36 protein-coding genes are annotated in these 23351 nt (G+C 71.6%); 3 read left to right on the top strand and 33 right to left on the bottom strand.

Translation table 11 applies throughout. The features are described from left to right. Window position 1 precedes the first annotated feature (1 nt). From JT1_RS07895 to JT1_RS07840, 12 genes are all read right to left on the bottom strand, one after another. Window positions 2-250: a hypothetical protein gene (locus JT1_RS07895; protein WP_068325037.1), complete on the bottom strand. Its 249-nt coding sequence runs from the start codon at window positions 248-250 to the stop codon at window positions 2-4. 98 nt (window positions 251-348) lie between these two features. Further along, window positions 349-984, bottom strand: coding sequence for a hypothetical protein (locus JT1_RS07890; protein ID WP_068325036.1), 636 nt, complete (start codon window positions 982-984; stop codon window positions 349-351). A gap of 109 nt (window positions 985-1093) precedes the next feature. Then, the gene (locus JT1_RS07885) at window positions 1094-1624 is read right to left on the bottom strand and encodes a phage tail tube protein (protein ID WP_068325035.1); all 531 of its coding nucleotides are present in this window, start codon (window positions 1622-1624) and stop codon (window positions 1094-1096) included. Between the two features lie 2 nt (window positions 1625-1626). Next, window positions 1627-1956, bottom strand: coding sequence for a hypothetical protein (locus tag JT1_RS07880; protein ID WP_068325034.1), 330 nt, complete (start codon window positions 1954-1956; stop codon window positions 1627-1629). Window positions 1957-1995: 39 nt separating this feature from the next. Continuing rightward, window positions 1996-2487 (bottom strand): hypothetical protein, encoded by a 492-nt coding sequence (locus JT1_RS07875; RefSeq protein ID WP_068325033.1) that lies wholly within the window; start codon window positions 2485-2487, stop codon window positions 1996-1998. Further along, window positions 2484-2843, bottom strand: coding sequence for an HK97-gp10 family putative phage morphogenesis protein (locus tag JT1_RS07870; protein WP_255218286.1), 360 nt, complete (start codon window positions 2841-2843; stop codon window positions 2484-2486). Before JT1_RS07870 ends, JT1_RS07875 begins: the two co-directional genes overlap by 4 nt. Window positions 2844-2856: 13 nt before the next feature. Continuing rightward, window positions 2857-3333 carry a DUF6093 family protein gene (locus JT1_RS07865; protein ID WP_068325032.1) on the bottom strand — a complete coding sequence of 159 codons (477 nt, stop codon included), beginning with the start codon at window positions 3331-3333 and terminating at the stop codon, window positions 2857-2859. A 2-nt stretch (window positions 3334-3335) separates the two neighbouring features. After that, window positions 3336-3701, bottom strand: a complete 366-nt coding sequence (locus JT1_RS07860; RefSeq protein ID WP_068325031.1) for a hypothetical protein — start codon at window positions 3699-3701, stop codon at window positions 3336-3338. 177 nt (window positions 3702-3878) lie between these two features. Further along, window positions 3879-4256, bottom strand: coding sequence for a hypothetical protein (locus tag JT1_RS07855; protein WP_068325030.1), 378 nt, complete (start codon window positions 4254-4256; stop codon window positions 3879-3881). Between the two features lie 2 nt (window positions 4257-4258). Next, complete coding sequence (locus JT1_RS07850) at window positions 4259-5374, bottom strand: phage major capsid protein (protein ID WP_068325029.1); 1116 nt, start codon at window positions 5372-5374, stop codon at window positions 4259-4261. A gap of 11 nt (window positions 5375-5385) precedes the next feature. Then, complete coding sequence (locus JT1_RS07845) at window positions 5386-5754, bottom strand: capsid cement protein (RefSeq protein WP_068325028.1); 369 nt, start codon at window positions 5752-5754, stop codon at window positions 5386-5388. Window positions 5755-5757: 3 nt separating this feature from the next. Then, entirely contained in the window at window positions 5758-7026 is a 1269-nt protein-coding gene (locus tag JT1_RS07840; protein ID WP_068325027.1) for a hypothetical protein, read from the bottom strand. A gap of 35 nt (window positions 7027-7061) precedes the next feature. Here JT1_RS07840 and JT1_RS07835 point away from each other — a divergent pair, with 35 nt between their 5' ends. Together JT1_RS07835 and JT1_RS18360 are read left to right on the top strand one after the other, a co-directional pair. Beyond that, the gene (locus JT1_RS07835; RefSeq protein ID WP_068325026.1) at window positions 7062-7253 is read left to right on the top strand and encodes a hypothetical protein; all 192 of its coding nucleotides are present in this window, start codon (window positions 7062-7064) and stop codon (window positions 7251-7253) included. Beyond that, entirely contained in the window at window positions 7243-7413 is a 171-nt protein-coding gene (locus JT1_RS18360; protein ID WP_169701915.1) for a 3-oxoacyl-ACP reductase, read from the top strand. The genes JT1_RS07835 and JT1_RS18360 overlap by 11 nt, the downstream gene beginning before the upstream one ends. On the opposite strand, the gene JT1_RS07830 is transcribed toward JT1_RS18360, so the two are convergent. From JT1_RS07830 to terL, 3 genes are read right to left on the bottom strand one after another with little or no spacing between them, the layout of a single operon-like run. After that, entirely contained in the window at window positions 7410-8471 is a 1062-nt protein-coding gene (locus tag JT1_RS07830; protein ID WP_068325025.1) for a phage minor head protein, read from the bottom strand. The genes JT1_RS18360 and JT1_RS07830 overlap by 4 nt on opposite strands. A 5-nt stretch (window positions 8472-8476) precedes the next feature. Then, window positions 8477-10012, bottom strand: coding sequence for a hypothetical protein (locus tag JT1_RS07825; protein ID WP_068325024.1), 1536 nt, complete (start codon window positions 10010-10012; stop codon window positions 8477-8479). A gap of 19 nt (window positions 10013-10031) precedes the next feature. After that, window positions 10032-11555 (bottom strand): phage terminase large subunit, encoded by a 1524-nt coding sequence (gene terL / locus JT1_RS07820; RefSeq protein WP_068325023.1) that lies wholly within the window; start codon window positions 11553-11555, stop codon window positions 10032-10034. A 43-nt stretch (window positions 11556-11598) separates the two neighbouring features. On the opposite strand from terL, the gene JT1_RS07815 reads away from it, so the two are divergent. Beyond that, window positions 11599-12141 (top strand): hypothetical protein, encoded by a 543-nt coding sequence (locus tag JT1_RS07815; RefSeq protein WP_068325022.1) that lies wholly within the window; start codon window positions 11599-11601, stop codon window positions 12139-12141. A 47-nt stretch (window positions 12142-12188) separates the two neighbouring features. On the opposite strand, the gene JT1_RS07810 is transcribed toward JT1_RS07815, so the two are convergent. The 18 genes from JT1_RS07810 to JT1_RS07735 all read right to left on the bottom strand — a co-directional run bounded on the left by JT1_RS07810 (window position 12189) and on the right by JT1_RS07735 (window position 23316). Further along, the gene (locus tag JT1_RS07810) at window positions 12189-12998 is read right to left on the bottom strand and encodes a DUF7341 domain-containing protein (protein ID WP_068325021.1); all 810 of its coding nucleotides are present in this window, start codon (window positions 12996-12998) and stop codon (window positions 12189-12191) included. Window positions 12999-13001: 3 nt separating this feature from the next. Further along, complete coding sequence (locus JT1_RS18355; protein WP_169701914.1) at window positions 13002-13157, bottom strand: hypothetical protein; 156 nt, start codon at window positions 13155-13157, stop codon at window positions 13002-13004. After that, the gene (locus JT1_RS07805; RefSeq protein WP_068325020.1) at window positions 13154-13750 is read right to left on the bottom strand and encodes a hypothetical protein; all 597 of its coding nucleotides are present in this window, start codon (window positions 13748-13750) and stop codon (window positions 13154-13156) included. The genes JT1_RS18355 and JT1_RS07805 overlap by 4 nt, the downstream gene beginning before the upstream one ends. 402 nt (window positions 13751-14152) lie before the next feature. Further along, window positions 14153-14473 (bottom strand): hypothetical protein, encoded by a 321-nt coding sequence (locus tag JT1_RS07800; protein ID WP_169701913.1) that lies wholly within the window; start codon window positions 14471-14473, stop codon window positions 14153-14155. Between the two features lie 287 nt (window positions 14474-14760). Beyond that, window positions 14761-16314, bottom strand: coding sequence for a DnaB-like helicase N-terminal domain-containing protein (locus JT1_RS07795; RefSeq protein ID WP_068325018.1), 1554 nt, complete (start codon window positions 16312-16314; stop codon window positions 14761-14763). A 98-nt stretch (window positions 16315-16412) separates the two neighbouring features. Then, window positions 16413-16697 carry a hypothetical protein gene (locus JT1_RS07790; protein WP_068325017.1) on the bottom strand — a complete coding sequence of 95 codons (285 nt, stop codon included), beginning with the start codon at window positions 16695-16697 and terminating at the stop codon, window positions 16413-16415. After that, entirely contained in the window at window positions 16694-16939 is a 246-nt protein-coding gene (locus JT1_RS07785; RefSeq protein WP_068325016.1) for a hypothetical protein, read from the bottom strand. The genes JT1_RS07790 and JT1_RS07785 overlap by 4 nt, the downstream gene beginning before the upstream one ends. Next, complete coding sequence (locus JT1_RS07780; RefSeq protein WP_068325015.1) at window positions 16936-18120, bottom strand: hypothetical protein; 1185 nt, start codon at window positions 18118-18120, stop codon at window positions 16936-16938. The genes JT1_RS07785 and JT1_RS07780 overlap by 4 nt, the downstream gene beginning before the upstream one ends. Further along, window positions 18117-18338, bottom strand: coding sequence for a hypothetical protein (locus tag JT1_RS18350; protein ID WP_169701912.1), 222 nt, complete (start codon window positions 18336-18338; stop codon window positions 18117-18119). Before JT1_RS18350 ends, JT1_RS07780 begins: the two co-directional genes overlap by 4 nt. Continuing rightward, complete coding sequence (locus JT1_RS07775; RefSeq protein ID WP_068325014.1) at window positions 18335-18886, bottom strand: crossover junction endodeoxyribonuclease RuvC; 552 nt, start codon at window positions 18884-18886, stop codon at window positions 18335-18337. The genes JT1_RS18350 and JT1_RS07775 overlap by 4 nt, the downstream gene beginning before the upstream one ends. Then, window positions 18883-19359 carry a YegP family protein gene (locus tag JT1_RS07770; protein ID WP_068325013.1) on the bottom strand — a complete coding sequence of 159 codons (477 nt, stop codon included), beginning with the start codon at window positions 19357-19359 and terminating at the stop codon, window positions 18883-18885. The genes JT1_RS07775 and JT1_RS07770 overlap by 4 nt, the downstream gene beginning before the upstream one ends. Further along, a complete protein-coding gene (locus tag JT1_RS07765; RefSeq protein WP_068325012.1) occupies window positions 19356-19553 on the bottom strand; it encodes a hypothetical protein in 198 nt (65 codons plus the stop codon). Before JT1_RS07765 ends, JT1_RS07770 begins: the two co-directional genes overlap by 4 nt. Beyond that, window positions 19550-19696 (bottom strand): hypothetical protein, encoded by a 147-nt coding sequence (locus JT1_RS07760; protein ID WP_169701911.1) that lies wholly within the window; start codon window positions 19694-19696, stop codon window positions 19550-19552. Before JT1_RS07760 ends, JT1_RS07765 begins: the two co-directional genes overlap by 4 nt. Before the next feature lie 106 nt (window positions 19697-19802). Then, complete coding sequence (locus JT1_RS07755) at window positions 19803-19994, bottom strand: hypothetical protein (RefSeq protein ID WP_068325010.1); 192 nt, start codon at window positions 19992-19994, stop codon at window positions 19803-19805. A gap of 58 nt (window positions 19995-20052) precedes the next feature. Continuing rightward, window positions 20053-20535: a single-stranded DNA-binding protein gene (locus tag JT1_RS07750; RefSeq protein WP_068325009.1), complete on the bottom strand. Its 483-nt coding sequence runs from the start codon at window positions 20533-20535 to the stop codon at window positions 20053-20055. Further along, window positions 20532-21299: an exonuclease domain-containing protein gene (locus JT1_RS07745; RefSeq protein WP_082807538.1), complete on the bottom strand. Its 768-nt coding sequence runs from the start codon at window positions 21297-21299 to the stop codon at window positions 20532-20534. Before JT1_RS07745 ends, JT1_RS07750 begins: the two co-directional genes overlap by 4 nt. Further along, window positions 21296-22378, bottom strand: a complete 1083-nt coding sequence (locus JT1_RS07740; RefSeq protein WP_068325008.1) for a recombination directionality factor — start codon at window positions 22376-22378, stop codon at window positions 21296-21298. The genes JT1_RS07745 and JT1_RS07740 overlap by 4 nt, the downstream gene beginning before the upstream one ends. Before the next feature lie 2 nt (window positions 22379-22380). After that, a complete protein-coding gene (locus tag JT1_RS07735; RefSeq protein WP_068325007.1) occupies window positions 22381-23316 on the bottom strand; it encodes a hypothetical protein in 936 nt (311 codons plus the stop codon). Window positions 23317-23351 lie beyond the last annotated feature (35 nt).

The raw sequence follows: 23351 nt of genomic DNA, 5'->3' as shown, positions 1-23351 counted from the left end.
GTCAGGCGTGGAAGGGCGGTACGTGGATCGGGTATGTCATCGCGTGCTCGAGGACCTTGTCGGGCGTGACGTACTGGCGGTGCCCAGGAGGTGCCGGCCGGTCACCGCGGCGCTTGTCCTCCCGCTCCAGGGCCGCGCACCCTTGGCAGGTGGCGCCGTGGACGTGGAGGTGGCCGGCCGCGTCGGGGTCCATCGCGTAGGTGCGGGGCGTGCCGCAGGAGGGGCACAGGTCGTCTTCGTAGGCCTGCAAGGCGAGGAGGAGGAGCCGGTCGCGGCGCCGCCACTTCGCTCCGGGGCGCCGCTGCCCGCGCAGGACGGACAGCGGCTGCCCGATGGAGCGGGCTGCTCTCAGCTCTTGGAGGAGGTGTCTCCAGCGGGGGAGGCAGAGGGCGGCTGCGAGAAATCCGGCTCCACCCCGGCGGCGGTCGCATCGTTGAGGGCGTCGATGATCGCCTCCCACTGCAGGGCGCCGATCTTCTCGGCCATGACGCCCCACTGCTCGAGGGTCAGCACCTGCCCGGGGGCGTCCGGGTGGACGCGGGGGTCGAGCTTGTAGACCTGCGCGCAGTGCGCGATCGCGGACTGGTTGTACTCGTCGAGCTCGCCGTTGCCGGCCTTCGCGTCGGCGGCGGCCTGCCGGCGGGTCGCGCGGGTCAGGCCCTCCACGCGCACGTAGACGAACGTGGACTTGGCCTGCTCCTCCAGGTCGACCAGGCGGGCGCGGGCCTCTTCCAGCTCGGGGGACTCCGTGGTGGCCGCGCGACGCTTCGCGGGACGGCCCTCGGCCTTGGCGTCGACCTGCTCACGCTCCAGGACGAGGATCTCGCGGAGCTGCTCCTGGATCTGCTGGCCGAGGGCGCGGTTCTGGGCGATGGCGACGGTCTTGGTGGGGTTGACGACGCCGGCGATGAACGCGTCGAAGTCGAACTGGTCGAGGTCGGCGGGCTTGGGCTTGGCGGCCTGGGGGGTGGTGGTGTCGGGCACGACGGATCTCCTTGGTGAGGGTGGGGCACGGGGCGGGCACGAAGGGAAGATGCTTGGACCGGTGGCTGCCGCCGTGCCCAACGGCAGCCACCGGCGTTCAAGGGAGCGGTCAGACGCCGCCGGCGACGATGGCCTTGTCCCGGGCGGGGGAGCCGGTGGAGCGGAACTGGGCGTAGAACTCGAGCTCGCCCTCACCGCCGGGCACCAGGCCCTCCTTGATGGACAGGCGCACCGGGTACGCGGAGTAGATGTCGCCGGTGACGAGCTCCTGCTTGCCGGAGATGCCGAACCGTTCGATCAGGACGTACTCCTCGCCCTCGGTGAGCGCGGCGTAGGCGATGGACACGGCGGCGATGGGGTCCTGCGGGTCGTACACGAACCGGGTCTGGTCGAACTCGGTCTTCTTCGTGCCGGGGATGTCGTACTCGTACTCCTCGCAGGCGCGGCGGCCGGTGCCGGTGGACTCGCTGGTGGAGCGGCCGTACCCGTCGCCCTGCAGGACGCAGGAGACGTTGACGGCGCCGACCGCGTTGACCTCGGTCTGGGTGATCGCGGCGAGGTTGGCGATGCCGGCGCGGGGCACGATGGTCAGGGACAGCTTGCCGGCTGCGGTGATGCCGGAGGGGACGTTGAGGACCATGGTCAGTTCTCCTTCGTGGCGGAGGTGATGGCGGCGACCTTGTCGGCCTTGGTCGTGGCACCGGTCAGGTCCACGCCGCGCTCGGCGGCGGCAGCGTCGAGCTCCTCGTGCGTGGACTTCTCGCTGATGACGGTCTGGCCGGCGAGGTCGGTGCGGGCCTTGCCCGGCGCGGGGTGCGAGGCGCGGGGGCGGCCGTGCTTGTCGACGACCGGTTCCCCCTCGAGGACCTTGGCGTGGATGTTGCTGGCGTGCGCGCGGGTGGCGTTGTACTCGGCCCCGGTGCTGGGGTCCTTGACGCGCACCACCTCGAGCGGGTGCTTGGTGTCGCTCATGCGTGGGCCCTCCTCAGGGCGAGATTCGGATGGGTGGGGTCAGGACGCCTGGGTGGCGTACTGGATGGGCACGTACCAGCGCGGAGGGCTGGGGTCTTGGTCCAGCCGCAGCGGGCCGGGGTCGTAGTCGTCGAAGGCGGTGAAGCCTTCGTGGAGGGGCGCGGTGAGTTCGCGGCCGTCGACGGTGGTGAGGGTGAGACCGTCGAGGAGGGGGCGGGCGTGGTCGATGCCCCACCGGGTCTTGGCGGGGGTGCCGCCGGCGAACGTGAGGATGGGCCGCCATCGGGTGAGGGTGGTGGCGGCGACGGCGCGGGTGTGGTTGCGGCCGCCGGGGGAGGTCTGGAGGAACAGGTAGGCGTGGGCGGTGCCGTCGGGGTCGATGCGGGCGTCGCCGACGTGGTTCTCCCACACGTCGAGCCCGACCTCGTTGACGCGCACCGGGGGCCCGTCGCCCGGTGCTGGGTGGCGCCACCGTGTGACGGGCTCGAGGGCGCGGACGAGGGCGTCGTGGAGTTCGCGGCTTGAGGTCACGTGAGGCCACCTCCCGCGATGCGTTCGAGGGCAGCGGTCCACCCGGGCACGTGCCGGTCGGTGGCGGGCGCGAGGAACGGTTGCGCGGCCGCGCGGGAGGTGCCCTGCTCGACGTACATCGCGTAGCTGGCGGTGAACCCCACGGAGGCGGTCATGACGCCGTGGCGGCCGTCGCCGGCGTACTCGGTGCCGCCGCTGGCCCGCAGGTTGCCGGTGTCCACGGGCGCGAGGGTCTTCGCGTCCCGCTCGATCGCTGCGGCGGTCCGCCTGGTGGCAGCGGCAGCGCGGGCGCCGACGGTCGCGGACGCCAGACGCATCGCGGCCTGGTACTCGAGGATGCCGGTCGTGGTCGCCACGATGGACCCCTCCTCAGCTGGTGGGTGGCTGCTGGTTGTGGGTGCAGACAAGGTCGCGGGTGAACCGCTCGGAGCCGTGCTGCACGTCCTCCACGACGAGGTCCAGGCCGGTCAGGTGCGGGTCGTTGATGGCGGTGACGATCGTGACGACGTGGCCCTGCTCGAGGTCGGGGAGCGTGGTCAGGTCAGGGTCGTGGAGCTGCACGAGGTAGCGGCGGGTGGTGGAGGCCTGGCCGGCCTGCTCGGCGTCTTGGTCGGACTGGATGGCTTGCACGCGGCAGGGCCACCCGTCCTCCTCGGGGCCGTCGGGGGGCGGCAGGAGGACGAAGGGGGCGGACGGGGCGTAGGTGCCGGTGGTGTCGTCCCACGCGCCGGGGGTGGCGTGGGCGGGGTCGGTGATGACGCAGGCGGCGTTCATGCCGCCGGAGGCGACGGGCTGGTGATGGCGGGACCACCCGGTGGGCACGACGCGAGTGCCGGGGAAGGGCATGGCTACAGGCCCCACACGGTGTCGTTCGTGTGCTCGGGACGTCGCCCGTCACGCACCACCGGCGCCAGGTCGAACCCATCGAAGCCCCCCAGGTCGGGGTCCTCGTCGCGGGCCCGGGCGCGCAGCGCGGCGGCCTGCTCCCGCAGCTCCCGCGCGACGGCCACGCCGTCGGTCTGCAGGTCCTGCGTGCGGATCTTCTTGCCGACGAGCACCTCGGACACGGCGATCGCGTCGAGGCAGCGGGCCGCGGCGAGCAGGACTGACCCGCCCTCCGCGGTGAGCGCGGCCTGGAGCTGCGAGTCGGGCAGGAGCTGGTCGGTCGGGTCGAGGTCGGCGATCAGGAAGCGGACGTCGTCGATGTCAGCCACGGCGAGGCTCCTCTCGTGGTGGAAGGGGTTGGCGCGCAGGAACGTTCATGGCAGGGCGGAAAGGAAGCGCCCCGAACGGACCTTCACGAGTCGGTGATGTCCAGTCGGGCGGGGGTCCCGTGTTGACGCGCCACCCCCACCCCCCGACCGGTCAGGCCGAGGGGCGAGAGAAGCGCGTCAGCTGGACTGCGGCCCGTACTGCTCGCGGAGCTCGTCACGGGACTTGCCCTTGACGTCCTCCTCCTTGGCGCCGCGGTGCTCGACGGCCCACGCCGCCCACACCTCAGTCGACGCGTTGCCGGCAGGCACGTCCACCTGGCCCTGGTCCTCGAGCTGCGCGCGCAGGGACGCGTTCTCGGCCTCGAGGTCCGCCACGCGCGCGGTGAGCTCGTCGACGTTGGTGGACTGCTCGTGGACCTCGGGCGCCGGGGCCTCCTTCGTGCCCTCGGGGAGCAGGTCGGAGTCGATCCAGTGCGAGGGCACCGGGTCGGTGAAGCCATCGATCGGGTGGCCCTCGGCGTCGACGACGTGAACGAACTTCACGGTCTTCGCCATGCTCACCACCCGGCCTTGGCCAGCGTCGTGCCCGTGCCGTCGGACGCGAAGGTGAACTTCGGGTCGCCGGGGGCACCGCCGGTGATGTGACGCACCCGGTAGTAGATGGTGTCGTCGTCGAACGACCCACCCTCGACCGGGACGTCGCCACCGCTGGTGGACACGCCCTGGTCCTTCTTGACCCGCAGGTCCGGCGTCTCCTCGCCCGCGAGGAACGCGGTGAAGAGCGCCGGGCGGGCGGCGGTCGGCTTCGGCAGGATGAACCACGCCGTGCCCGGCAGGTTGTCCATGACCGTCCACGACGTGCCCGCCAGCGGGTTGGCCTCGACGACCTCCACGCCACCGGTGGTGGTGCGGATCTGCTGCGCGCCGAAGATGCGCCGTGCCGTGAACTCGAGCGCGGGGCCGACGACGACGTGCAGTTCGCCCGGGTAGAGCAGGTTGCCGTCGGTGTCGCGCTGGGTGCGCAGCGCGGTCAGGCCGGCCTGCACGTTCTCCGCGGTGAGCGCGCCGGTCCAGATGTTGCGGTTGGCGGGCTTGAAGAACGCCGTGCTCGGGGCGCCGGTGACGGGGTTGGCCAGCGCGGAGAGCGTGGCGTAGTCCTCGGTGGCGCGGGCCTTCGCGGCGAACCCGGAGGGGATGCGCTGCAGCTCGTTGAGGCGGTCGTTCTTGCGGGCCTCGAAGGTGTAGCCGTACTGCTCGCCGTACTTCTCGACCCGGATCTCGGACTCCGCGGACGACTGGGAGGCCTCCGGGTAGTTCGTGTGCTCCGGGACGCGGGAGAGGACGCCGCGGCCACCGATGAGGTCGACGAGCTTCTTCGGGCGGAAGTCGTTGACGGTGGTGCGCGAGCTGATCTTCGACCACTGCACGGGCATCCGCTCGTACTCGGCCATGAGGGCGCGGTCGAAGACCTCCCCGGAGGCGGAGACGAACAGGTCGCTCGTGGTGAGGGCCTCGTTGACGGCCGTGCGGGCGCGGTGGTCGCCGTTCCAGGCGAGCCCGAGGAGCCGCGCGGTGTCGTCGATGTCGGACTCGGACAGGCCGAGGCGCCGCAGGGGGGTGGCGAGGTCGGCGATGCCGAAGGACTCGGCCAGGGCCTTGATGTGGTTGGTCATGGTGGTCCTCCTCAGACCTGGGCGGGACGGACGACGGCGACGCCGGAGGTCCCGGCGCGCTGACCGGTCTCGCCGACCTTGGGGACGGTGTAGCCCCACGGTGCGCCGGTTCCGGTGGTGGACAGCACCGGGGCGGTCGCGCCGGCGCGTGCGGTCAGGTAGACCGGGGTGAACGGGCCGGCGATGGCGCCGCCGACCTCGTACGTGTAGGAGCGGGCGTCGGTGATGACGGACGCGTTGCCGGCGGCGTTGCCGCCCTCGCCGATGTTGGTGGCGGCGACGCCGTTGATTGCGCCGACACGGACGGGGTCACCGGACTTGGTGCCGGCGACGACCGGGAGGGACAGCTCGGCGGCGGGGCGCATGTACTCGTTCTTCATGGGTCAGCCCTCCTGGGTGGCGGGGATGCGGAACGCGGACAGGACGCTCCGGGTGGACTCGGTGGCGGTGATCTTGTCGCCGGTGGACTCGGTGGCGCCGAAGCCGGTGATGCGGCCGGCGCCCTGGGCGGCGGCGCGGTCAGCGACGGCGGACTCGACGGCGGTACGCAGGGCGTCCTCGTCGAGCTCGTCGGCCTGGAGGGCGTCGGCGGTGATGCCGCGACGCTCGAGCGCGTTGAGGGTGTCGTGTCCCTCGACGCTGTTGACGACGCGGTCGATGGCCTCGCGGCGCTCGAACGCGGCGACGCGGGCCTCGGCGGCCTCGGCGCGGGCGGTGGCGGTGTCGCGCTCGGACTCGAGCGTGGGCACCCGCTCGGCGTCCTGACGGAGGGCCGCGAGCTGCGACTCCTCGATCTGGGTGGTAGCCATGTTCATCTCCTCAGATTCGGTGGCTGTGGACTGTCCGGCGGGTGCCGGGACATCTGTGGGGGCGCCGTTGTCGGCGCCCACGGGCACGTAGCTGGTGGAGACGCGAACCTCGACGGGCTCACCGGTCAGGGACGCGGTGCCGTCGTCGGCGAGCTCGTAGGGCTGCTGGTAGGTGCGCATCTGCTCGTCGTCCTCGACCTCGAAGTAGACGAGGCCGGCGTCGGGGTCGAAGTCGCGGACCCACGTCCACGTCTCGTCGCCGCCGTGCGCGGCCTTGACGGCGCCGTGCAGCGCGTCGCGGGTGTCGTTGGCGCGGGCCTCGCGGACCTGCGCGCGAGCGGACTCGACCGCGGCCAGGATCCGCCCGCCGCGGCCGGCGCGGGTGACGAGATCCACGGACACGCCCTCGATGAGCTGGGTGACGATCGTGCCCTTGCGGCCTTCGGCCTCACCGACGGTGGTGTCGGCGGCGGCGCGGATGCTCATGCCGACGGCTTCCATGAACACCGGGTCGGTGACGAGGTCGCGGTAGGGGCCGATGACCTTCGCTTCGGCGACGAGGGCCGTGGTCGCCGGGTCGTAGGTGGCGTCCTCGTCGAGGACCATCGCGAGGTCGCGCACGGACCGCTCGGGGCGGTCGTGACGCTCGGACTCGGAGGGGTGGTCGAAGAAAATGTGGGTGCCGGCGGGGAAGACCTGCTCGTTGGCGGCGTTCTCGAGGACCTGAGGGGAGTAGTAGCCCGAGGAGCCCCATCCGGCGTCGATCAGCTGGAGCCTGATGCGTCCGGGGGTGGGGGACTCGGTGACGGTCAGGGTGGACGCCTCGGTGATGCGCTTGGGCATGGCGGTCGCCTCCTCGGCGTGGGATCGTGTTGGGCATGACTGTCGAAGAGGGACCCGCCCAGCGGGATGGCTGGTCGGCGCGGACTTGGCTGCTGTTGATCCTGGGGTTCTGGGTGCTGCGTGCCGTCGCAGTAGCTGCAGGTCAGGACAACGTCGGCGCCGCGTTCCTGCTGCTCGCGATCGTGTGCGTGGCGGGCCTGGTGTGGCGGCTGTTGCGTGGGCGCTGACGACCGCAACGAAGGCGACGCACCCCGCGAGTGCCCCGGCCACGACTGGCGAGTCGTCGAGTCCGTGCTCACGGACAATGGGGCCTACGTCGAGCAGGTGTGCCGGCTCTGCGAGACCGTCACGATGGTGACGCCACGCGAGCTCGGCGGCTGGGTCTAAGACGCGAGGTCCCGCACCGGCGTCGGCACAATGCTCGGCCTCCACCCGTCGGTGTCGCGACGCTTCGCCAGATCCGCCCACCCGACCCTCCCGGAGTCGAGCAGCTGCAGCCGCTGCGCGCCCATGATCTGCACACGCTGCGACTGGGGCAGCCCGTCGAACCACGCCCGCGCGTCCGGCAGGATCGGCTCCGGCTCGGGGATGTCGAAGCCGAGGTCCTTCCACGACGCTGCGACCGGGAGCCGGTCGCACCTGCCTTGCTGGTGGTCCAGGGGGCCGGCCACGGCCGGCGGGTGCTGCGTGCCGTGCATCGACAGGCAGGACGGGCAGGTGCGCTGGTCGAGGGTGGCGATCCATTGCCAGCCGGTGACGACGCCCTGACCGGCGAGGCGGTCCTGCTGCGCGCGGGATGCTGCACGGTGCGCGTCGAGCAGCTCGGTGCGGGCGATGACCTTCGCCCGGTCCAGCCCGCCGTCGAACGCGCCGTGCACGCGGGCGACCATCTCGCGGGCCGCGGTCTCCGGGTGGTCACCCACGGCGACGCCCTTGACGAGGGTGGAGCGCATCGCGGCCTCGGCCTGCGCGGACAGCGGCCGCGACCGGGCGACGACCTCGCTCGAGGTGCGGTCCACGATCACGTGGATCGCGTCCTTGTCGACCAGGTCGAACCCGGACGCGACCACCGCGGTCCCACCAGCCTGCGGCGGGAACTGCGACGCGGTCAGGCGCCGCTGCCACTCCGTGACGTCCTCGAGGAGCACGTCCACGTCCTGCACGACCCGCACCGGCACGAGGCCTTGCAGGTCCTTGAGGAGCTCACGCGTCGCGTCGCGAGCACGCAGCGCCCGGCGAGCACGACGCACCTTCGATGCGGGCGGCCACTTCCCGTCCTTGCTGGCGGCGACGAGGTCCGCGATCGCTGCCTCCCACTCAGCGGCGACCTCGTTCCATGCCCTCGACCAGGCGAGGGTGAGGTCTTGGGTGACCTGGTCGACGTGCGTGCCGACACCGGTCCGCATCCCGTCGAGCAGGACGAGGGTCTCCTCGTTGATTGCCACGACAATCAACCTTGGGGGTTGCCGGCGCCGTCATAGCCCGGGTCCTGCGAGGCCAGCGCGGTGCCCGCGGACGGAGGCACGAAGTTCCCGTCGTCGTCCTTCACGAGCTCCAGCTCCCCGTCCACGTCGTCGATGCCGAGCGCGACGAGCACCAGACGCGCGATCGTCAGCGGGTCGACAACGTCAAGGCCGTCGGCGATCTCCAGGGACTCCATGACGGTCTTGACGTCGACCTTCTCCAGCGACGGCCAGTCCACGGTGACGTCGTGCTGCTGGTCGCCTGCCAGGTCGATGACCTCACGCTGCGACCCGGGGTCGCGCAGGATCGTGCCGCGAAGGGGGCCGCCGGGCGCGCGGACCGCTTCGCGGATGACGTGCCCGAGGACAGTGCGGATCAGGTCGGAGTCGACAGCGCGGCGCAGCATCCGCTCCAGCTCGAGGGGACGGTCGAGGGTCTCCGCGGTGGCGCGGGCACCGGTGACGCCCGGGTCGGACAGGAGCATGGTGACGGGCAGGTCGAGAGCGGCCGCGACCATCCCGGCCAAGGGCTTGGACGAGCCGGCGTCGATGGTCGCGCCCGACTTGGACACGGCCTCGAACGTCTGGCCCTCGCCGGTGACGGCGACTTGGCCGACACCGGTGCCGTCGGTGGGGACGCTCGCGAACTTCTCGCGGACCTGCGCGGCCCCACGGCGGGTCTTCGCGGTCGCACGGAACGCGACGGTCGCGAGGGCCTTGTGGAGTTTCGCCCAGTCCTGCAGGAAGTCCTTGTACCCGGCGGCCCAGGGCAGGGCGGCGAGGACGTCGGGGATGCCCCACCGGGACTCGCTCGGGCGGTTGACGGCGGTGTGGACGACGGGCTTGTCCCACTCGACGGGGTGCCCGTCGATCGACCTGGCGCGGGTGGCTGGGCGGAAGTTCACGTCGGGGTAGTACACCGTCCGTGCCTCGGTCACGGTGCTCGTGGTGCCGAGGGCGTTCTGCGTGACGCGCTTGGCCGTGTAGGTCCGCTTGTACAGCCACGGCGTGGCCGCGTCCTCCGGGTCGGTGATGATGTCGGTGACCTGCGACGGCGGGATGACCCGCACCCGCACGCGGCCGGTGCGGGGGTCGGTCGGCAGCGCGTGGAACGTGTTGCCGTCGGTGTTGCGGGCGCGCTCACGTTCGGCGCAGGCCTGCACGCTGGTGAAGGTCTCGGCGTTCTCCGGGTCGTCCCAGAAGGCCTGGACGACGGCGTTGAGGTCCTGCCCGTCATCGCTGCTGGGCGCGGACACGGACGGGGAACCGAGGTACGCGATGCGCAGGTTCACGCCGCGCTTGATGAGGGGGTCGGCGGCCACGTTGATGCGGGCGACGGCGGCGACCTGCATGATCGACGCGCGGTCGATGACGTCTGTGCCGTCGCCGGCGGTGAGGCGCGCCCAGCCGCGGTCCTCGGCGGACAGGAGGCGTTGCGCGTCGAGGGCGGCCTCTTCGAGGGATTCGACGAGGTGCTCGAGTTGGGCGAGTTCGTGGCGGGGGAGGGTCACGGTGTCGGTCACGTCGCCCCCTTCGAGGTTGCTAGTAGCTGGGTGCCCAGTCGAGGGCGTCGTCGGTGTCGTCGAGCAGCTCGGTCCAGTCGTGGGTGTCGCCGTCACCCAAGAGGGGCACGAGCAGGAGGCGGTGTACGGCTTGGGACATGGCGTCGACGGTGTCGTCGTTCGCGCCGGCGGGGAACTCCCGCGCTTCCTCCGTCAGGGCGGTGACCCACGCGGTGCCGTCGACCTTGAGCGGGTCGGGCAGGACCACGTTCTGTGACTCCACGAACGGGGTGACCGCGGCCGCGCGAGCGTACTTCGACCCTTCGGGTTCGACGGGGATGAGGCCACCGACCCGCGAGCGGAGCGCGTTCAAGATGGCGGGCCCGTTGGCCTTGTCCTCCACGAGCTTCGCGATCGCCTGCGGCCACCGCGCGGACAGGTCGAGCATCATCTGCACGGACTCGGTGAAGCCGGCCCGGCGACGGACCTGGTCGAGGAGGTACGCGTGGACGCCGCGGCGGAGCCAGACCTGCCCTACGACGTAGTCGCTGGCCTTGGTGTCCTTGAACGTGAAGTCCCAGGACTGCACGAGCTCGAGGTTGGGGTCGCGCCCGACCTCGGGCACGATCCGGGACCCGTCCTCGCGTTCGACCCACATGGGCAGCTCGTAGCGGGCCCAGGCGTCGACGGGGAAGAGGTTGCCCTCGTCGGGTGTCGGGTTGCCCTGGTAGAGGCTGGCCCAGGTGCGGGAGCCGACGCGGACCTTGACTGCGGCCCACTGCGCGAGGGTGCGGCCACGGGCTGAGGCCATGAACTCGTCGAGCTCACGGTCGAGGGGGTCGGTGTCGGGGTCGACGCACTGGGCGGGGATGTTGACCACGCGCCAGAGGTGTCCGTCTTCGGCTGCGAGGAGTCGGCCGGCGAGGTCGTCGTGGTGCCAGCGGGTCAGGATGAGGACGACTGGGGCACCGGGCGCGAGGCGGGTGGACGCGACGTCGGTCCACCAGTCCCAGGCTCGGTCGCGGTAGACCTTCGAGTCGGCCTGCTCGCGGTTGCTGATCGGGTCGTCGATGACCATGAGGTCAGCGGGCCGGCCGGTGAGGCCGGAGCCGATGCCTACCGAGAGGACGCCGCCGGTGTGGCTGTCGAGGGTCCAGTCGCTGACGGCGCCGTTGTCGGGCGCGATGGTCAGGCCGAGGTCGGGGTGTTCGGTGATGCGGCGGCGGATGGCGCGGCCGTTGCGGTTGGCGAGGGACTGCGCGTAGGACGCGGTGACGATCCGCAGGTCGGGGTTCTGGGTGAGTGCCCAGACGGGGAAGTCGCCGGCGGCGCGGGTGCTCTTGCCCTCCTGTGGGGGCATGGTGATGATGAGCCGGCCGTCGGGGGTGTCGAGGAGCCGCGCGAGTTCGGTGTCGATGAGGTCGAGTGCGGGGGTTTGGACGGTGCGGGGGTCGAGGTGTTGGGCGAGGTCGCCGGGGGTGGCCCAGGCACGGGTGGGGGGCTCGAACAGGCGGGCGGCGAACTCGAAGGCGCTGTCGGTGGTGCCGTGGACGATGTTTGTCATGATGCCTCCTCACCGGAGGGGGCGCTGATGAAGGGGAGTTCTCATGGTCGACGCTGAGGGGCACGAGCAGTGGGTCCGGTCAGTCTGGGAGAAGACGCAGGCCATGGGCCTGTCCGGCCCTCACCGCCACGTGTGGAGCCGTATCGCTGTCCTGCTACAGCACGCTGACGTCGTCTGGGCTGACGGCGATCTCACGGAGGAAGGGATGCGTACGTCTGGCCAGGTCATCGTCTTCACGGAGCGCCACGTCGCGGTGGCCACGCTCACGAACGAGTTCCGCTGGCAGGACTACACGGAAGGGGCTCCGAGCGGCAGCACTGACGTGAAGGTGATCTCGCGAGGCGACCTGGAGCAGATATCTGTGCTGTCGGATGCCGAGGGAGATGACCCGCGCGCGAACGCCCCGTACGTGTGGATCAGCCAGGACTTCCTCGATGGCGAGCCCTGGCCGCGGTTCAATGCCCCGATCAAGCTCCGTTATCGCGGGGGGATGGTCGTGACGGTCAACGGCCGCTTGTCCGAGAAGTTCAGCACCAGCGAGGGACCGAAGTTCATGGCGTCGCTGCTGGAGGACCTCACGACGTAGCGAGAGCGACCCGGCCTGCCTGAGGGCATGACGAATCGCTGAGCCCATTATGCACTCGCCCGCGCGGCCACGTCCACACCGGCCGCGTGGGCGAGTCGCCACTCCGCCCACGCCACCCGGAACGCCAAGCACTCGACGCACTCCGTCGGGTAGCCCTGGTCGTCGATGTCCCAGTGGCGGGCCTTCGTGACCTCGTGCTCAGCGCACCACGCCACGTGCTGCCCCAGCACGTCCAGGCTGCCGTGGTCCGGTTCGCCGGTGCGGTCCCACGTCTCGCCGCAACCGGTGCAGGTGGCGAGCTCGTCGTCTATGCGGATGCGGAGGGTGTCGGTGTCCCAGCAGTGGGGGCACGGCACGCCGTGGGGCCGGTAGGCGGGGGTGTCGTGCTGGGTGAGGAGCCGCGCGGTGGCCCACCAGGAGCGGACGCGGCGGTGGGGTTCGTGTCCGAGGGCGCCGGACAGGCGGGACAGGACGGCGGGGAGGGGGCCGGTGTTGTCGACGCCGTGGTCGTCGGCGAGGGCGCGTGCTTGGCGGTCGATGCGGGTGAGGGCGTCGGTGGCGCCGAGGTGGGCGGCGGGCTTGGACGCGTACCCGCCCTTGGCGGCGTCGGTGTCGGAGAGGCCGGTCGTTCCGGTAACGCCGGCGAGCTGCTCGAGGAGCGGGGGCTCGGTGACATGGTGCAGTTCCTGGCGGGTGGCGCCGGTCGGCTCCCAACGTGGGTAGAGGCGGGGGTTGCCGGTTGAGGGGATGGGTCGCATGACCGGTCGGGTGACGACGCTGGTGGTGGTGTGGGTGCGGATCAGTTCGCGGATGTGGTCGGCGGCGAGCATGGGTGGACGAGTCGAGTGCTGGTGCATGGGTCAGGCTCCTTCGGGCGTGGGGGTGTCGGTGGGGGCGAGGCGGTGGTGGCCGATGTGCCAGACGTCGCCGCGCCCCGTCATCTGCAGGCGCGTCGCGGGCCCGCAGGGGCAGTCGTCGCTGCGGTCGTGGGGCGTGAGCGGCGGGCGGCCGGTCATGACGCGTCTCCGGCGAGGAGCCGCAGCTGCGCGGGCACGACCTGCGGCACGAGCTCGGCCTGCTCGGGCGTGAGGTTGAGCGCGTCGAGGATCGCGCGGATCGCGCCGGCGATCGCGGCGCCCTGGGACTCCGCGATGCGCACTCGCCGCTCGTCAATGCCAGCCTTCAACGCGGCGGCGGCGTAGGCGGCGAGCTTGTCCTGGGCTTCGGTGAGGAGCCGGTAGGCGACGTGCGGGCCGGCCTCGCGGGTCTTCTTGTCGATGGGGCCCTCGGCGCCGAACCCGTCCTCGTGCTTCGTCACGCCCCACACGAGGTCGTCGTCGGTGACGTCCTCGACCCTGGCGCGCCAGTACGTGACGATCCCGGCCTGGTAGTGGACGAGCTCGAGGAGCGCGTCAGCGGGATGGATGTCCGTGCGGGCGGCGAACCGGTGCGCGTCGGCGCGGGCCTGCGCTTCCTGCTCACGCTTGGCGGCAGCCTGCAGCGCCTGGGGGGACTTCGCGCCGTGGATCGCGCAGACTTCCTGCCCCGGCGCGGCGTTGCGTTTGCACTGCTCGCGGGACTGCTTGGAGGTGGCGGTGCACTGGGCCATTTCAGGGTCCTTCCATGAGGTCGGGGGCGGTCGAGAACGTCCTTGGGGTGCGCCGTGGCAGGTGCCCTCCGTCACGGGTCAGGGCGGGTGCTGGCGGGCGCGCACGGGCCGGGGCGGGTGTGTGTGCGTCGCGCGTGGTTGCTCGCGGCTGGAGCGCGGGACGGGGTGCGGGAGGGGGCGCTGGTGGGGTCGTCTGCGCTTCGATGACGGCGACGGCCGACAGGACGGCGACGGTCAGGGTTGTGCCGTCTGGGGGCAGGTCCCGTCCGAGGTGTTCGGGGGCGTGCCAGCCGCGGCAGGTGGGGCAGGACTGGGCGTGCCAGGTGGCGCGGGCGGCGAGCTCGTCGGTGTCGGTGTGGGCGGGCAGGGTGGCGCGTTCGGCGGCCCAGCGGGGGCAGTCGCTCACGACGACGCGCCCTTCTCGACCTCGTCCAGGATCCGGTTCAGGTCGTTGGCGAGCGACCGGAGGAGCTCGCTCAGCTCGGTGCTGGCGACCTGCGCGGAGAGGTTGACCTTCTGCCGGGCGTAGTCGCGGAGGGGGCGGAGGGCCGCGCGGATGGTGGCCGCGTCGTGCTCGGGCGTGACGATCAGGTCGTCGGGGTCGAGGGCGCGGACCATCACCGCGACGTGATCCCGGGTCGAGGCCGTGACGCCGCAGCGCCTGATCCACGCCTCGTGCATCACGTCGGCGGCGCGGTCGGTGATCGGCTGGGGGTTGGGCACGGGCCGGCGGCAGGTCGCGCACCGGGACATGAGTACCGGGGGGCCGTCGAGGGGGTACCGGAGATCGGTGGTGGGGGGCTGCTCGTGGGTGCAGTCGGTGGTGTCGGGTGTGGGGTGTCTGTCCCCCGGGTGGTTGAGCGTGTCCCGGGGGACGGTCGGACTGTGTCCGTCCCCCGTAGGGGAGGGGGACGGGACACAGTCGTCCGGGACCCGGTCCGGGGGGACAGTCGGGGGGACGGTGGGGGGACAGTCGGTCGCGTTGTTGTGCACAGGGTTTTCCACAGGGATCAGTCCTCGTCTCGGTCGTCGGTGAAGGGGGTCACGAGGTAGTGGAAAGAGCCACCTCGGGGTGCGTCTTCGAGTCGGATGTGGCCTTCGGCGACGAGTGCGGCGATGGCGTCGTCGATGGAGTCCTTCTTGCCGCGAACCCCGGTGCGGATCGCGTTGCCGGAGACGCCGTTGGACTTGGCGAGGAAGTCGCTGACGCGGACCATGAGGGTGGTGGGCCGGAAGTGGCCGTCGTCGTCGACGGACTGGGTGGGGTGATCGAGCCAGGCGCGGATAGGGGCGTTTTCGCGGAGGTCGGTGGCGTCCATGTGGAGCTCGGCGACGGTGGTGCCGTTGGGGCCGATGTCGCCGTGGCGGTCTTTGTCGATGACGAGCTTGGCGTGGCCGTGGGCTTGCTTGCCGAAGGACTTGACGGTGAGGAGCTTGTAGGCGGCGCCGGTGATGCCGGCGAGCTTGTGTTGGCCGCCGATGGCGTAGCGGCCGCGGGAATCGCTGTTCTTGACGACGTGGTCGATCTGGAGGACGGCGGGGCCGTGGGCGGCGAGGCGGTGGGGGATGAGCGCGAGCCAGCGGGCGACGTCTTCGTTGTCCATGAGGGAGAGGCCGTGGAGGGTCATCGCTTCGGTGATTCCGTCGACGACGGCGAGGGTGGTGCCGGAGGCGTGGGCGTCGAGGCGGGTGGCTGCTGCTGGGTCGAGGGCGACGTGGGGGCGGATGTAGCGGACGTGGCGGGTGATGAGGTGGTCGGGGCATTTGAGTGAGCGGAGGCGGGCGATGAGGGTCTGTGGTCGGTCTTCGAAGTCGACGTACAGCACGTCGTGGCCGTTGGTGATCTCTTGGGCGACGGCGACGAGCGCGAACCATGACTTGCCGGAGCCTGGCTCGCCGCTGATGGAGTGGATGGCGCCGGGGTAGAGGAGGTTCTTGCCGTCGCGGCGGGTGACGAGGGTGGCGGTGGGGCCGGCCATGTCGCCGTGGGCGATGAGGTCGGCGAGGTCGATGGGCGCCCAGGGGTCGTCGGGGGTGTCGGCGTCGACGCCTGGGATGCGTGGTGGTAGGTGGGCGAGCTCGGTGGTGGTGCGGGTGGTGAGGTCGTCGAGGTCGAGGTCGCCGGGGGTCAGGGCGGTGGCGCGGAGGCGGTCGGCGAGCTTGAGGACTCGGCGTCGGGTGGCGTGCTCGGCGACGATGCGGGCGTGGTAGCCGGCGGTTTCGGGGACGGGGGCGTTGGTGAGGAGCTCGGCGAGGTAGGCGCGTCCGCCGGCGCGGTCGAGCTGTTGGGTGCGCTGGAGGTGGTCGCCGATGGTGATGGTGTCGACGGGTTCGCCGCGTGACCAGAGGTGCTCGATGGCGTCGTGGATGAGCTCGTGGCTGGGTCGGTAGTGGTCGTGGGCGGCGATGGTGGTGGTGACGTCGGTGAGGGCGGTGTGGTTGCCGGTGAGGAGGGCGCCGAGGACGGCGCGTTCGGCGTCTTGGTTGTTGGGTGGGGTGAGGTCGCGCGTGGTCCCGTTGTCGGGGACGGGGGTGAGGTGTCGGCGGTCGCTCACGGTGGTCATGGCTCCTGCTGGGGGTGTGGCGGGCGTGGGTGGTTGTGGTGCTGGCTGCCTCTCGGCGACCCGGGCCGGGTGGTGGGGTCCGGGTCGCCTGGGGGCGGTCAGGTCTCGGGTCGGGGCTCGTGCTTGAAGCAGCCGGGCCACTCGGGCTCTACGGCCGTGAACGTGTCGACGAAGGTGCACGTGTAGTCGCGGACGGTGCGGCCCTCGTAGGCGAGGTCGAGGTGCACGCAGGTCTCGCAGCGGGGCTTCTCGCTGTAGGTGAGCCCGTCGGTGGGGGCGAGGGGAATCCGGGTGACGGGGTGGATGCCGGTGGCGATAGCGGTGTTGGGACGGAGCGCCTTCTTGGGCCGCTTTGGTCGCTCGGTCTTCGTGTCGTCGGTCATGGCTTCCTCTTCTCGGTGATCTGCTCGAGCAGCTGCTGGGCGCGGGCCTTCTCAGGTCCGTCGGGTGCGTGGTCGATGTAGTGCCGCAGGGCGGCGCGTTCGGCGGACTTCATGGAGGCGTGGACGGCGAGGCGCAGGTCGCTGCAGGTGCACTCGACGTGGGCGCGGGCGCATGGCATCCGGGTGACGGAGAGCGCGTGCCCGGGCAGCGGGGCGAGGAGAGGGCGCTTGAGCGTGCTCATGCGGCATTCCTGCGGCCTCGGTCGCGCACGCGTGCGGGCAGGCCGTCGCGGGTGGGCTGGTCGTGGCCTTGGGCGATGGCGTTGCGGCGGAAGGCGGCGCGCAGCTCGTTGGCGAGGTCGGGGTCGTCGTCGTTGAGGCGGGCCAGGGCTCGGCTGATGGCGGCGTTGGTGACGTGGAGTCGGTGCGCGGCCTGGGCGAGGGTGAGGCCCCAGTCGACGGCGCAGTCTCGGAGGGCGTCGGCGTTGGTGGCGCCGGTTCCGCGGCCGGACTTGCGGTCGCGTGCGTCGCGGTCGTCGACGTGGGGGGTCGCGGTGGGGTCGTCGATGGTCTCGTCGTCCCACGCCAGCGGCGGCACCCATCTGGCTGCTTCGGCGCGCTTCTTCGCCCGGGTGGCCGCGAGGCGTTCACCCTTCGTCGCGGTGGGGGCCGGGGTGTCCCACAGCTGCTCGTACAGGTCGGTGACGGCGCGGCGGGTGCCCATGACGATGTTGCCGCCGTGGATGGCGTTGTCGAGGCGCTGCCGGTCGAGGCCGGTCTGGCGGGCGATGGCGTTGATACCCCACCCGAGGGTGTGCAGGGCCTGCAGTCGGCGGGCGGTGCCGGTGGAGTCGGTGCGGGCGCCGTCGGCGAGGAGGGTGGTGTCGCGGGGGTTGAGCGCGAGGATCTTGCTGGCGGTGTCGGTGCGGACTCGCTGCGATGGCGGGCGTTGCCCGGGGATGCCGTAGACAAGCTTGGACAGGACGCCGCCGTTGATGCCGGTGTGGTGGGTGATCTGCTTGAGCCCGATGCCGGCGGTCATGAGGGTGGCGATGTGCTCGCGGACGGGGTCGGCGTCGGTGAAGTTGGATCGGCCGTAGGCGTTGCGGCGCACCCGGCCGCGTTCGTAGTCGGCGGATGCCTGGCTGCAGGGGGTGCAGCGGCAGTGGTCGAGGGTGTAGGCCACGTAGGTGCCGTGCTGGTGGCGGGGCTGGCCGTGCTCGTCGGGGTGGGTGCAGGGCTTGGGGTTGCGGTCGATCTGAGCGATTCGGGCGAGGCGTGCCTGGTTGCGCGCCGCGGCGGCGAGGCGGGTGCGGTGCGCTTCGCAGGAGTGCAGGCGCAGGGCGTAGGCGGCGACTGCTTCGCTCTTGTAGGGCCCGCCGGTCCATCCGCAGTCGCAGGACGCGACGTGCTTCGTGCTCATGCGGCACCTGCTGGGGTGTGGCAGGGGCAGGCGCAGCAACCGGGCACGGCGACGAGCAGGGGCGCCTGCGGGCAGTCGTGGTGCCAGCCGGACTCGCAGAGGCCGTAGACGCGGGCGGGGAGGTCTGCGTCCCAGGGCTGTTCGACGGCGCCTGCGGTGCCCTTGCGTGACGACCATCCGGGGGCGTGGCCGGGCAGGAGGGGTGCCTGGGTGCTCATGCTGCGATCCCTGGTCGGGCCACCTTGGCGAGGGCTCGGGTGTGGGTGGCGGGCAGTTCGTCGATGGCGTGGCCGACGAGGCGGGCGCCGATCGCGGCGAGCACGAGCGCGTCGGCTTCGTCGTTACTGGTGACGTCGACGTGTGGGTATCGGCGGGCGACGGCCAGGAGGACGGCGTCCTTGGACGCGTTGCCCTTGCCGGTGGCGTAGGTCTTCAGCTGCCCGGCGCCGACCTCGACGACGTCGATACCGGCGCCGACCAGGCGGGCGACGAGCATCCACCACAGCCCGTTGAGCATGGACGTGCCCGTGTTGGCCTTGGACAGGGCGGGGGTTTCGATGACGGCGAGCTCGGTGCCGTGGTCGATCGCCTTCCCGACGATGATGTCGACGAGCCGCTCGAGCCGCTGGCGGCGTGCGGTGAGGGTCGCGCCGGCGGCACCCTTCGTCGTGATCGTCTCGGTGGGGATGACGAGGTGGTCGTCGGTGTCGAGGAGCGCGAGGCCGGTGCCGGTCAGGGACGGGTCGATGCCGAGGATGCGGGTCATGCCGTCATCTCACGGACTGTGGTGATGCCGAGCTTCGCGGCGAGGCCCTTGGCGGCGCGGCGGGCGTTGGAGCGCGACACGTAGTTCTCGGAGTGCATGACGGTCTCGCCGTTGCGACCGGCCAGGCGCAGGAAGTGAGGGGCGCCGTTCCACGACATGTCGGGGTCCGTCTGCACGATCTCGAGGCGCAGACCGTGGCGGGGGTCGGTGCCCTCGGGTGGGGTCCAGCCGGCGGCCGTGAGCGCAGCCCGCACCTGTTCGGGGACGTTCACGGTGACCGTCGCGTCGCCGTCGAAGGTGAAGTCGTCGGCGACGACGCGGACGCGCAGGCTCGCTGGCGCGCCCGGGTCGGGCACGTGGATCGAGAAGCCGGCCTCCATCGCGTGGGTGACATCGACGCCGTCGATGGTCAGCGCGGGGCTGCTGTGCTGCGGGTGGCGGTAGGTGACGTGGCTGGTGGTCGGGGTGCTCATCGGGGTCCTCCGGGGTGGCGCTCGTGGATGGTCAGGGTGGTGACGTCGTGGTGGGCGAGGACGCCGGTGTCGAGCTCGACGGCCCGCACGATGTCGCGGGAGACGGTGACGACGCGCCACAGGCGCCCCGCGGGGGTGCGGACGATGTCGCCCGGGCGTGGACCGGTGGCGGGCACCTCGTGCGCGGCGGTCACGGGAGGAGCCCGAGGGCGCGGGCGGCGACGCCGATGACCGCGAGGAAGGTGGTGGCCGCGGCGATCCCGGCGGCTGCGGCGGCGATGAGCCCGAGCGTGGAGCCCGGGTTGTCCTCGGCTCGGGGCTGTGTGGGGTGGTGCATCTCGGTCGTCTCCTCGTGAGTGAGTGGGTGGGTGGTGTGCCCCGGACCCGTGGCGGGTGTCGTGTCCTGCACCGTCGTGGGGTCCGGGTGCTCGAGGGGTGGCCGGTCAGGCGTTGGCCTTGCGTGCGGCCCAGACGAGGTCGATGACGACGGGGTAGGACTTGCCGGCGGGGTCGATGACGTCCATCGCGTCGTCGAAGGACCACCCGAACGGGCTGGCCTTGCCGCGGGCCGCGGTGACGATGCGACGCCCCTCCTCGTGACCGGGGATGCCCTCGCCCTCCCACGAGGCAAGCAACCGGAGGCTGTTCCACGCATCAGCGCGTGCGGCGTCTAGCGCCGCGGCGCGGGGCGTGTCAGAACGGGGGCTCGTCGTAGGAGACATCGCCACCACCTCCCCAACCCTGCTGCGGCGCGGAAGCGGCCTGCTGCTTGGCGGCCGGAGGGCGAGCCTGCTGCGCGGGGGGCCGCGACTGCTGACCGCCGCCCCACGCGTCGCCCTGCTCACGCGGCGCACGCGGCACCACGCCCACGACCGCGCCCTTGATCTCGAACGCGACCCGTTCGGTTCCGTCGTTGCCCTGGAAGGTGCGCTGGGTCAGCCGACCGGACGCGGTGACCTTCGACCCCTTGGTCAGGACCTTGGCCAGCTCGAGCGCGTCGTCGCCCCACACGGCCGCACCGACCCACATGGTCTCGCCGGCGTCCTCCCACTCGCCCTGGTCGTTCTTGCGGCGCGGGGTGTCTGCGATGCGCAGGTTCAGGACGGGCTTGCCGTCGCTGCCGGTGCCCTTGTTGGGCTCGGCGATGTTGCCGGTGATCGTGAAGTGGTTGCTCATGCTGCGGTGTCCTCTCGGGGAGCGGGGAGCTGGTCCGGTGACCAGTCCGCGGGTGGGTTCTGGATGGGCCATTCACGGGCCACGTCGTCGGGCTTGCCCTGCTTGCGCAGGTACCGGCCGAAGGACTCGGCCTGGCCGCGCTTCTCCATGACCTGCCACGCGTGCAGGTCCTTCGCGGCGCGCTGCACGAGGTGGGGGTGCCGCTGGGCGATGACCCACGCGATGCGTCCTGCGGCCAGGGCGTCGGCGGTCGCGCCGTGGGCCTCTTGCTCGGTGAGGGCGATCCCGTAGTGGGCGGCGACGTCGACGAGCTTGCGGGAGCCCTTGCGGTAGGTGTCGACGGCCTTGTCGAGGACGAACGTGTCGACGACGCACCCTTCGGTGGCGAGGTCCTCGAGGGACGCGACGTGGTCGCGGTGCCCGTGACGCATGGACTCGGCCCACAGCATGGTGAGGTCGTAGGTGACGTTGTGGCCGACGATGGGCACCCATTGCCCGGCGAGGCGGATGAGGGTGTCCGCGATGGCGTGGACGCCGGCGGCCGCGGCCATGCCGTTGTGGCTGGCGAACTCCGTGGAGATGCCGTGCACGTCGGTGGCGCCCTGCGGGATGGGGATGCCGGGGTCGAGGAGCCACTCGTGGGTGATCGGCTTCTGGCCGGGGATGACGTGAATGATGGCGGCGGTGACGATGCGGTCGCGGTGCGGGTCGACGCCGGTTGATTCCAGATCGAACAAGGCCAGCGGCCCGGTGTGCCAGCTCATGCCGCCACCGCCCCGGACTCGATGGCGGACCGCAGCTCGGCCAGCTGCTCACCGGTCAGATCGGCGACGGGCTGTGCGAACTGCTGCTCGGCGAGCTCCGCGAGCTGGCTGGTGGTGATGCCCTTGGCGCCCGCTGCGGCCACCACGTCCTGCCACGAGGACCCGCCTGGCTCGGGCTCGATCTCGCCGTCGATGGGGGCGGGGTCGAGGTCGGCGTCGGCCTCGGTGGTGGCCTTGATGTCCTTCGCGCGGCCCGTGATGAGGTCCTTGAGGTCCTCGTCGAGGTGCCCGGAGGCGCCGGCTGCGCGCCACACGTTCTGGCAGTCCTCCACGCTGACCGCGTCGGCGAGCATCTGCTCGTAGTCCGGCCGCTCCGCGGGCGCCTGCTCGAGCTGCAGCGCGTCGCTGCTGCCAGCCTCGAGCTCGGCCGCTCCTGCCGGGGCGGCCGCTGCCATGACCTCGTTGAGTCGCTGCTTGGTGATGGCCAGGTCGAGGACGGGCACCACGTACTGCTTCGTCTCGCCGTTGCTGACGCTGGTGCGCTGCTGCAGCACGAGGTTCGCGGGCACGTAGTCCCCGACGAAGTTCGACAGCTCGACCATGTTCGGCAGTTCGGCCGCGGCGTTCCACCCGTGAGTCTCCAGGCGCCACACGCCGAGGGACTCGAGGTCGCGGAGCATGACGGACAGGCGCGTGGTGGGCTTCGCGTTGGCGTGCGCCGGGTCGTCAGGGTCGCACGGGGTGTCGGTGAGGACGTTGGTGTAGCCGTCGCACCGGTGGGTGCAGCCACCGCCGGACCACGTCTCCATCCACTGGGAGATGCCGCCCTTGACGGCGATGACGGGGATGGATCGCGCGTCGGTGATGACCTCGTACTCGGTCTTCGACCCGTTCTTCCACTCGCCGGCCGTGCCGCCGTAGAGCGTGGCGAGGGCTTCGATGTGGTCGCGGTTGCCGGAGGTGAACCGGAACCGGTCGAGCTTGTCCGGGCGGGTCTTGCCCGATCGGGTCGCGACCTTCTGGCCGATGCGGATGCGCCCATGCTCGGCGTGCCGGCGCTGGATGGTGAGGATGGGCATGGTCAGGCCGCCTTCGTCGTCTCGGTGGTGGTCTTCGGGGTGGCGGCCTTGCGGGTGCGCTTCGGCTTCGCCTTGCCCGTGGGGGTGATGGGGCGGTGATCGCCCCGGGCCACATCTGCGCCGGTGGAGTGCATCCACTTCGCGAGAGAGAGGCAGCCCTGGAACGCGTTCCACTCGGCGTCACCCGACGGCAGCGGGATGAGCTCGTAGGTGCGGCGCCGCAGGTTCAGCACGGCGGTGCCGACGATCCCCTTCGGCATCGCGACGATGTCCCCGTCGGGGGTCCACGCCTCCCGTGCCCGCCGGAGCGCGGTCAGCTGCAGGGCGTACTCCCCGTATACCGACGTGGCGGCTCGGGTCGCGCTGCTCTTGTAGTCGATGAGCCAGAGGCCGCGCTTCGCCGGGTCGTCGACGCGGTTCGTCGGCATGCCCGGGATGTGCCCGTCGAGCGGCAGGCGCACGAGGAGGTCGAGGGTGCCGGCGTACCCGAGTCCGGGGTAGGCGACGGTCAGCTCGGTCGCTTCGACGTCGCGCTGCAGGTCGACGTCGAAATCGGTGAAGAACTTGAGGAGCTGCTCGACGAACGGGGCGCAGTCCTCGTCGCCGTCCTCGTAGGCCAGGTCGACGCCCAGGACGTGGGCCTCGGCGAGGGCATGGACTCGGGAGCCCATGTCGGCGGCCTTGTCGCGGGCGACGGTGACCGATCGGGACAGGTCCTTGCGGACGGTCTCGGGGTCCTCGGTGCGCAGCCGGTGGGTGAGGATGGGCAGCTGCTCGATGGCCTCCTCGGCGACGATCTTCGCGGCCCAGGGGACGAGGGCGGGCTTGGCGCAGCCGACGGAGAGAGCGTTGGTGACGGAGATGAGCTGCTGCCCGGTCTGGGGGTGGTTGTAGTAGCGGCCCTGGGCGGTGGCTTCGGCGTGGCGGGGGCTGGTCATGACGGGTCCTTGGGGTCGTCGAGCCATCCGGCTCG

The organism is Janibacter terrae NBRC 107853, assembly GCF_001591405.1.
Taxonomy (GTDB): domain Bacteria; phylum Actinomycetota; class Actinomycetes; order Actinomycetales; family Dermatophilaceae; genus Janibacter; species Janibacter terrae.
This window is presented reverse-complemented; position numbering and strand designations above follow the sequence as displayed.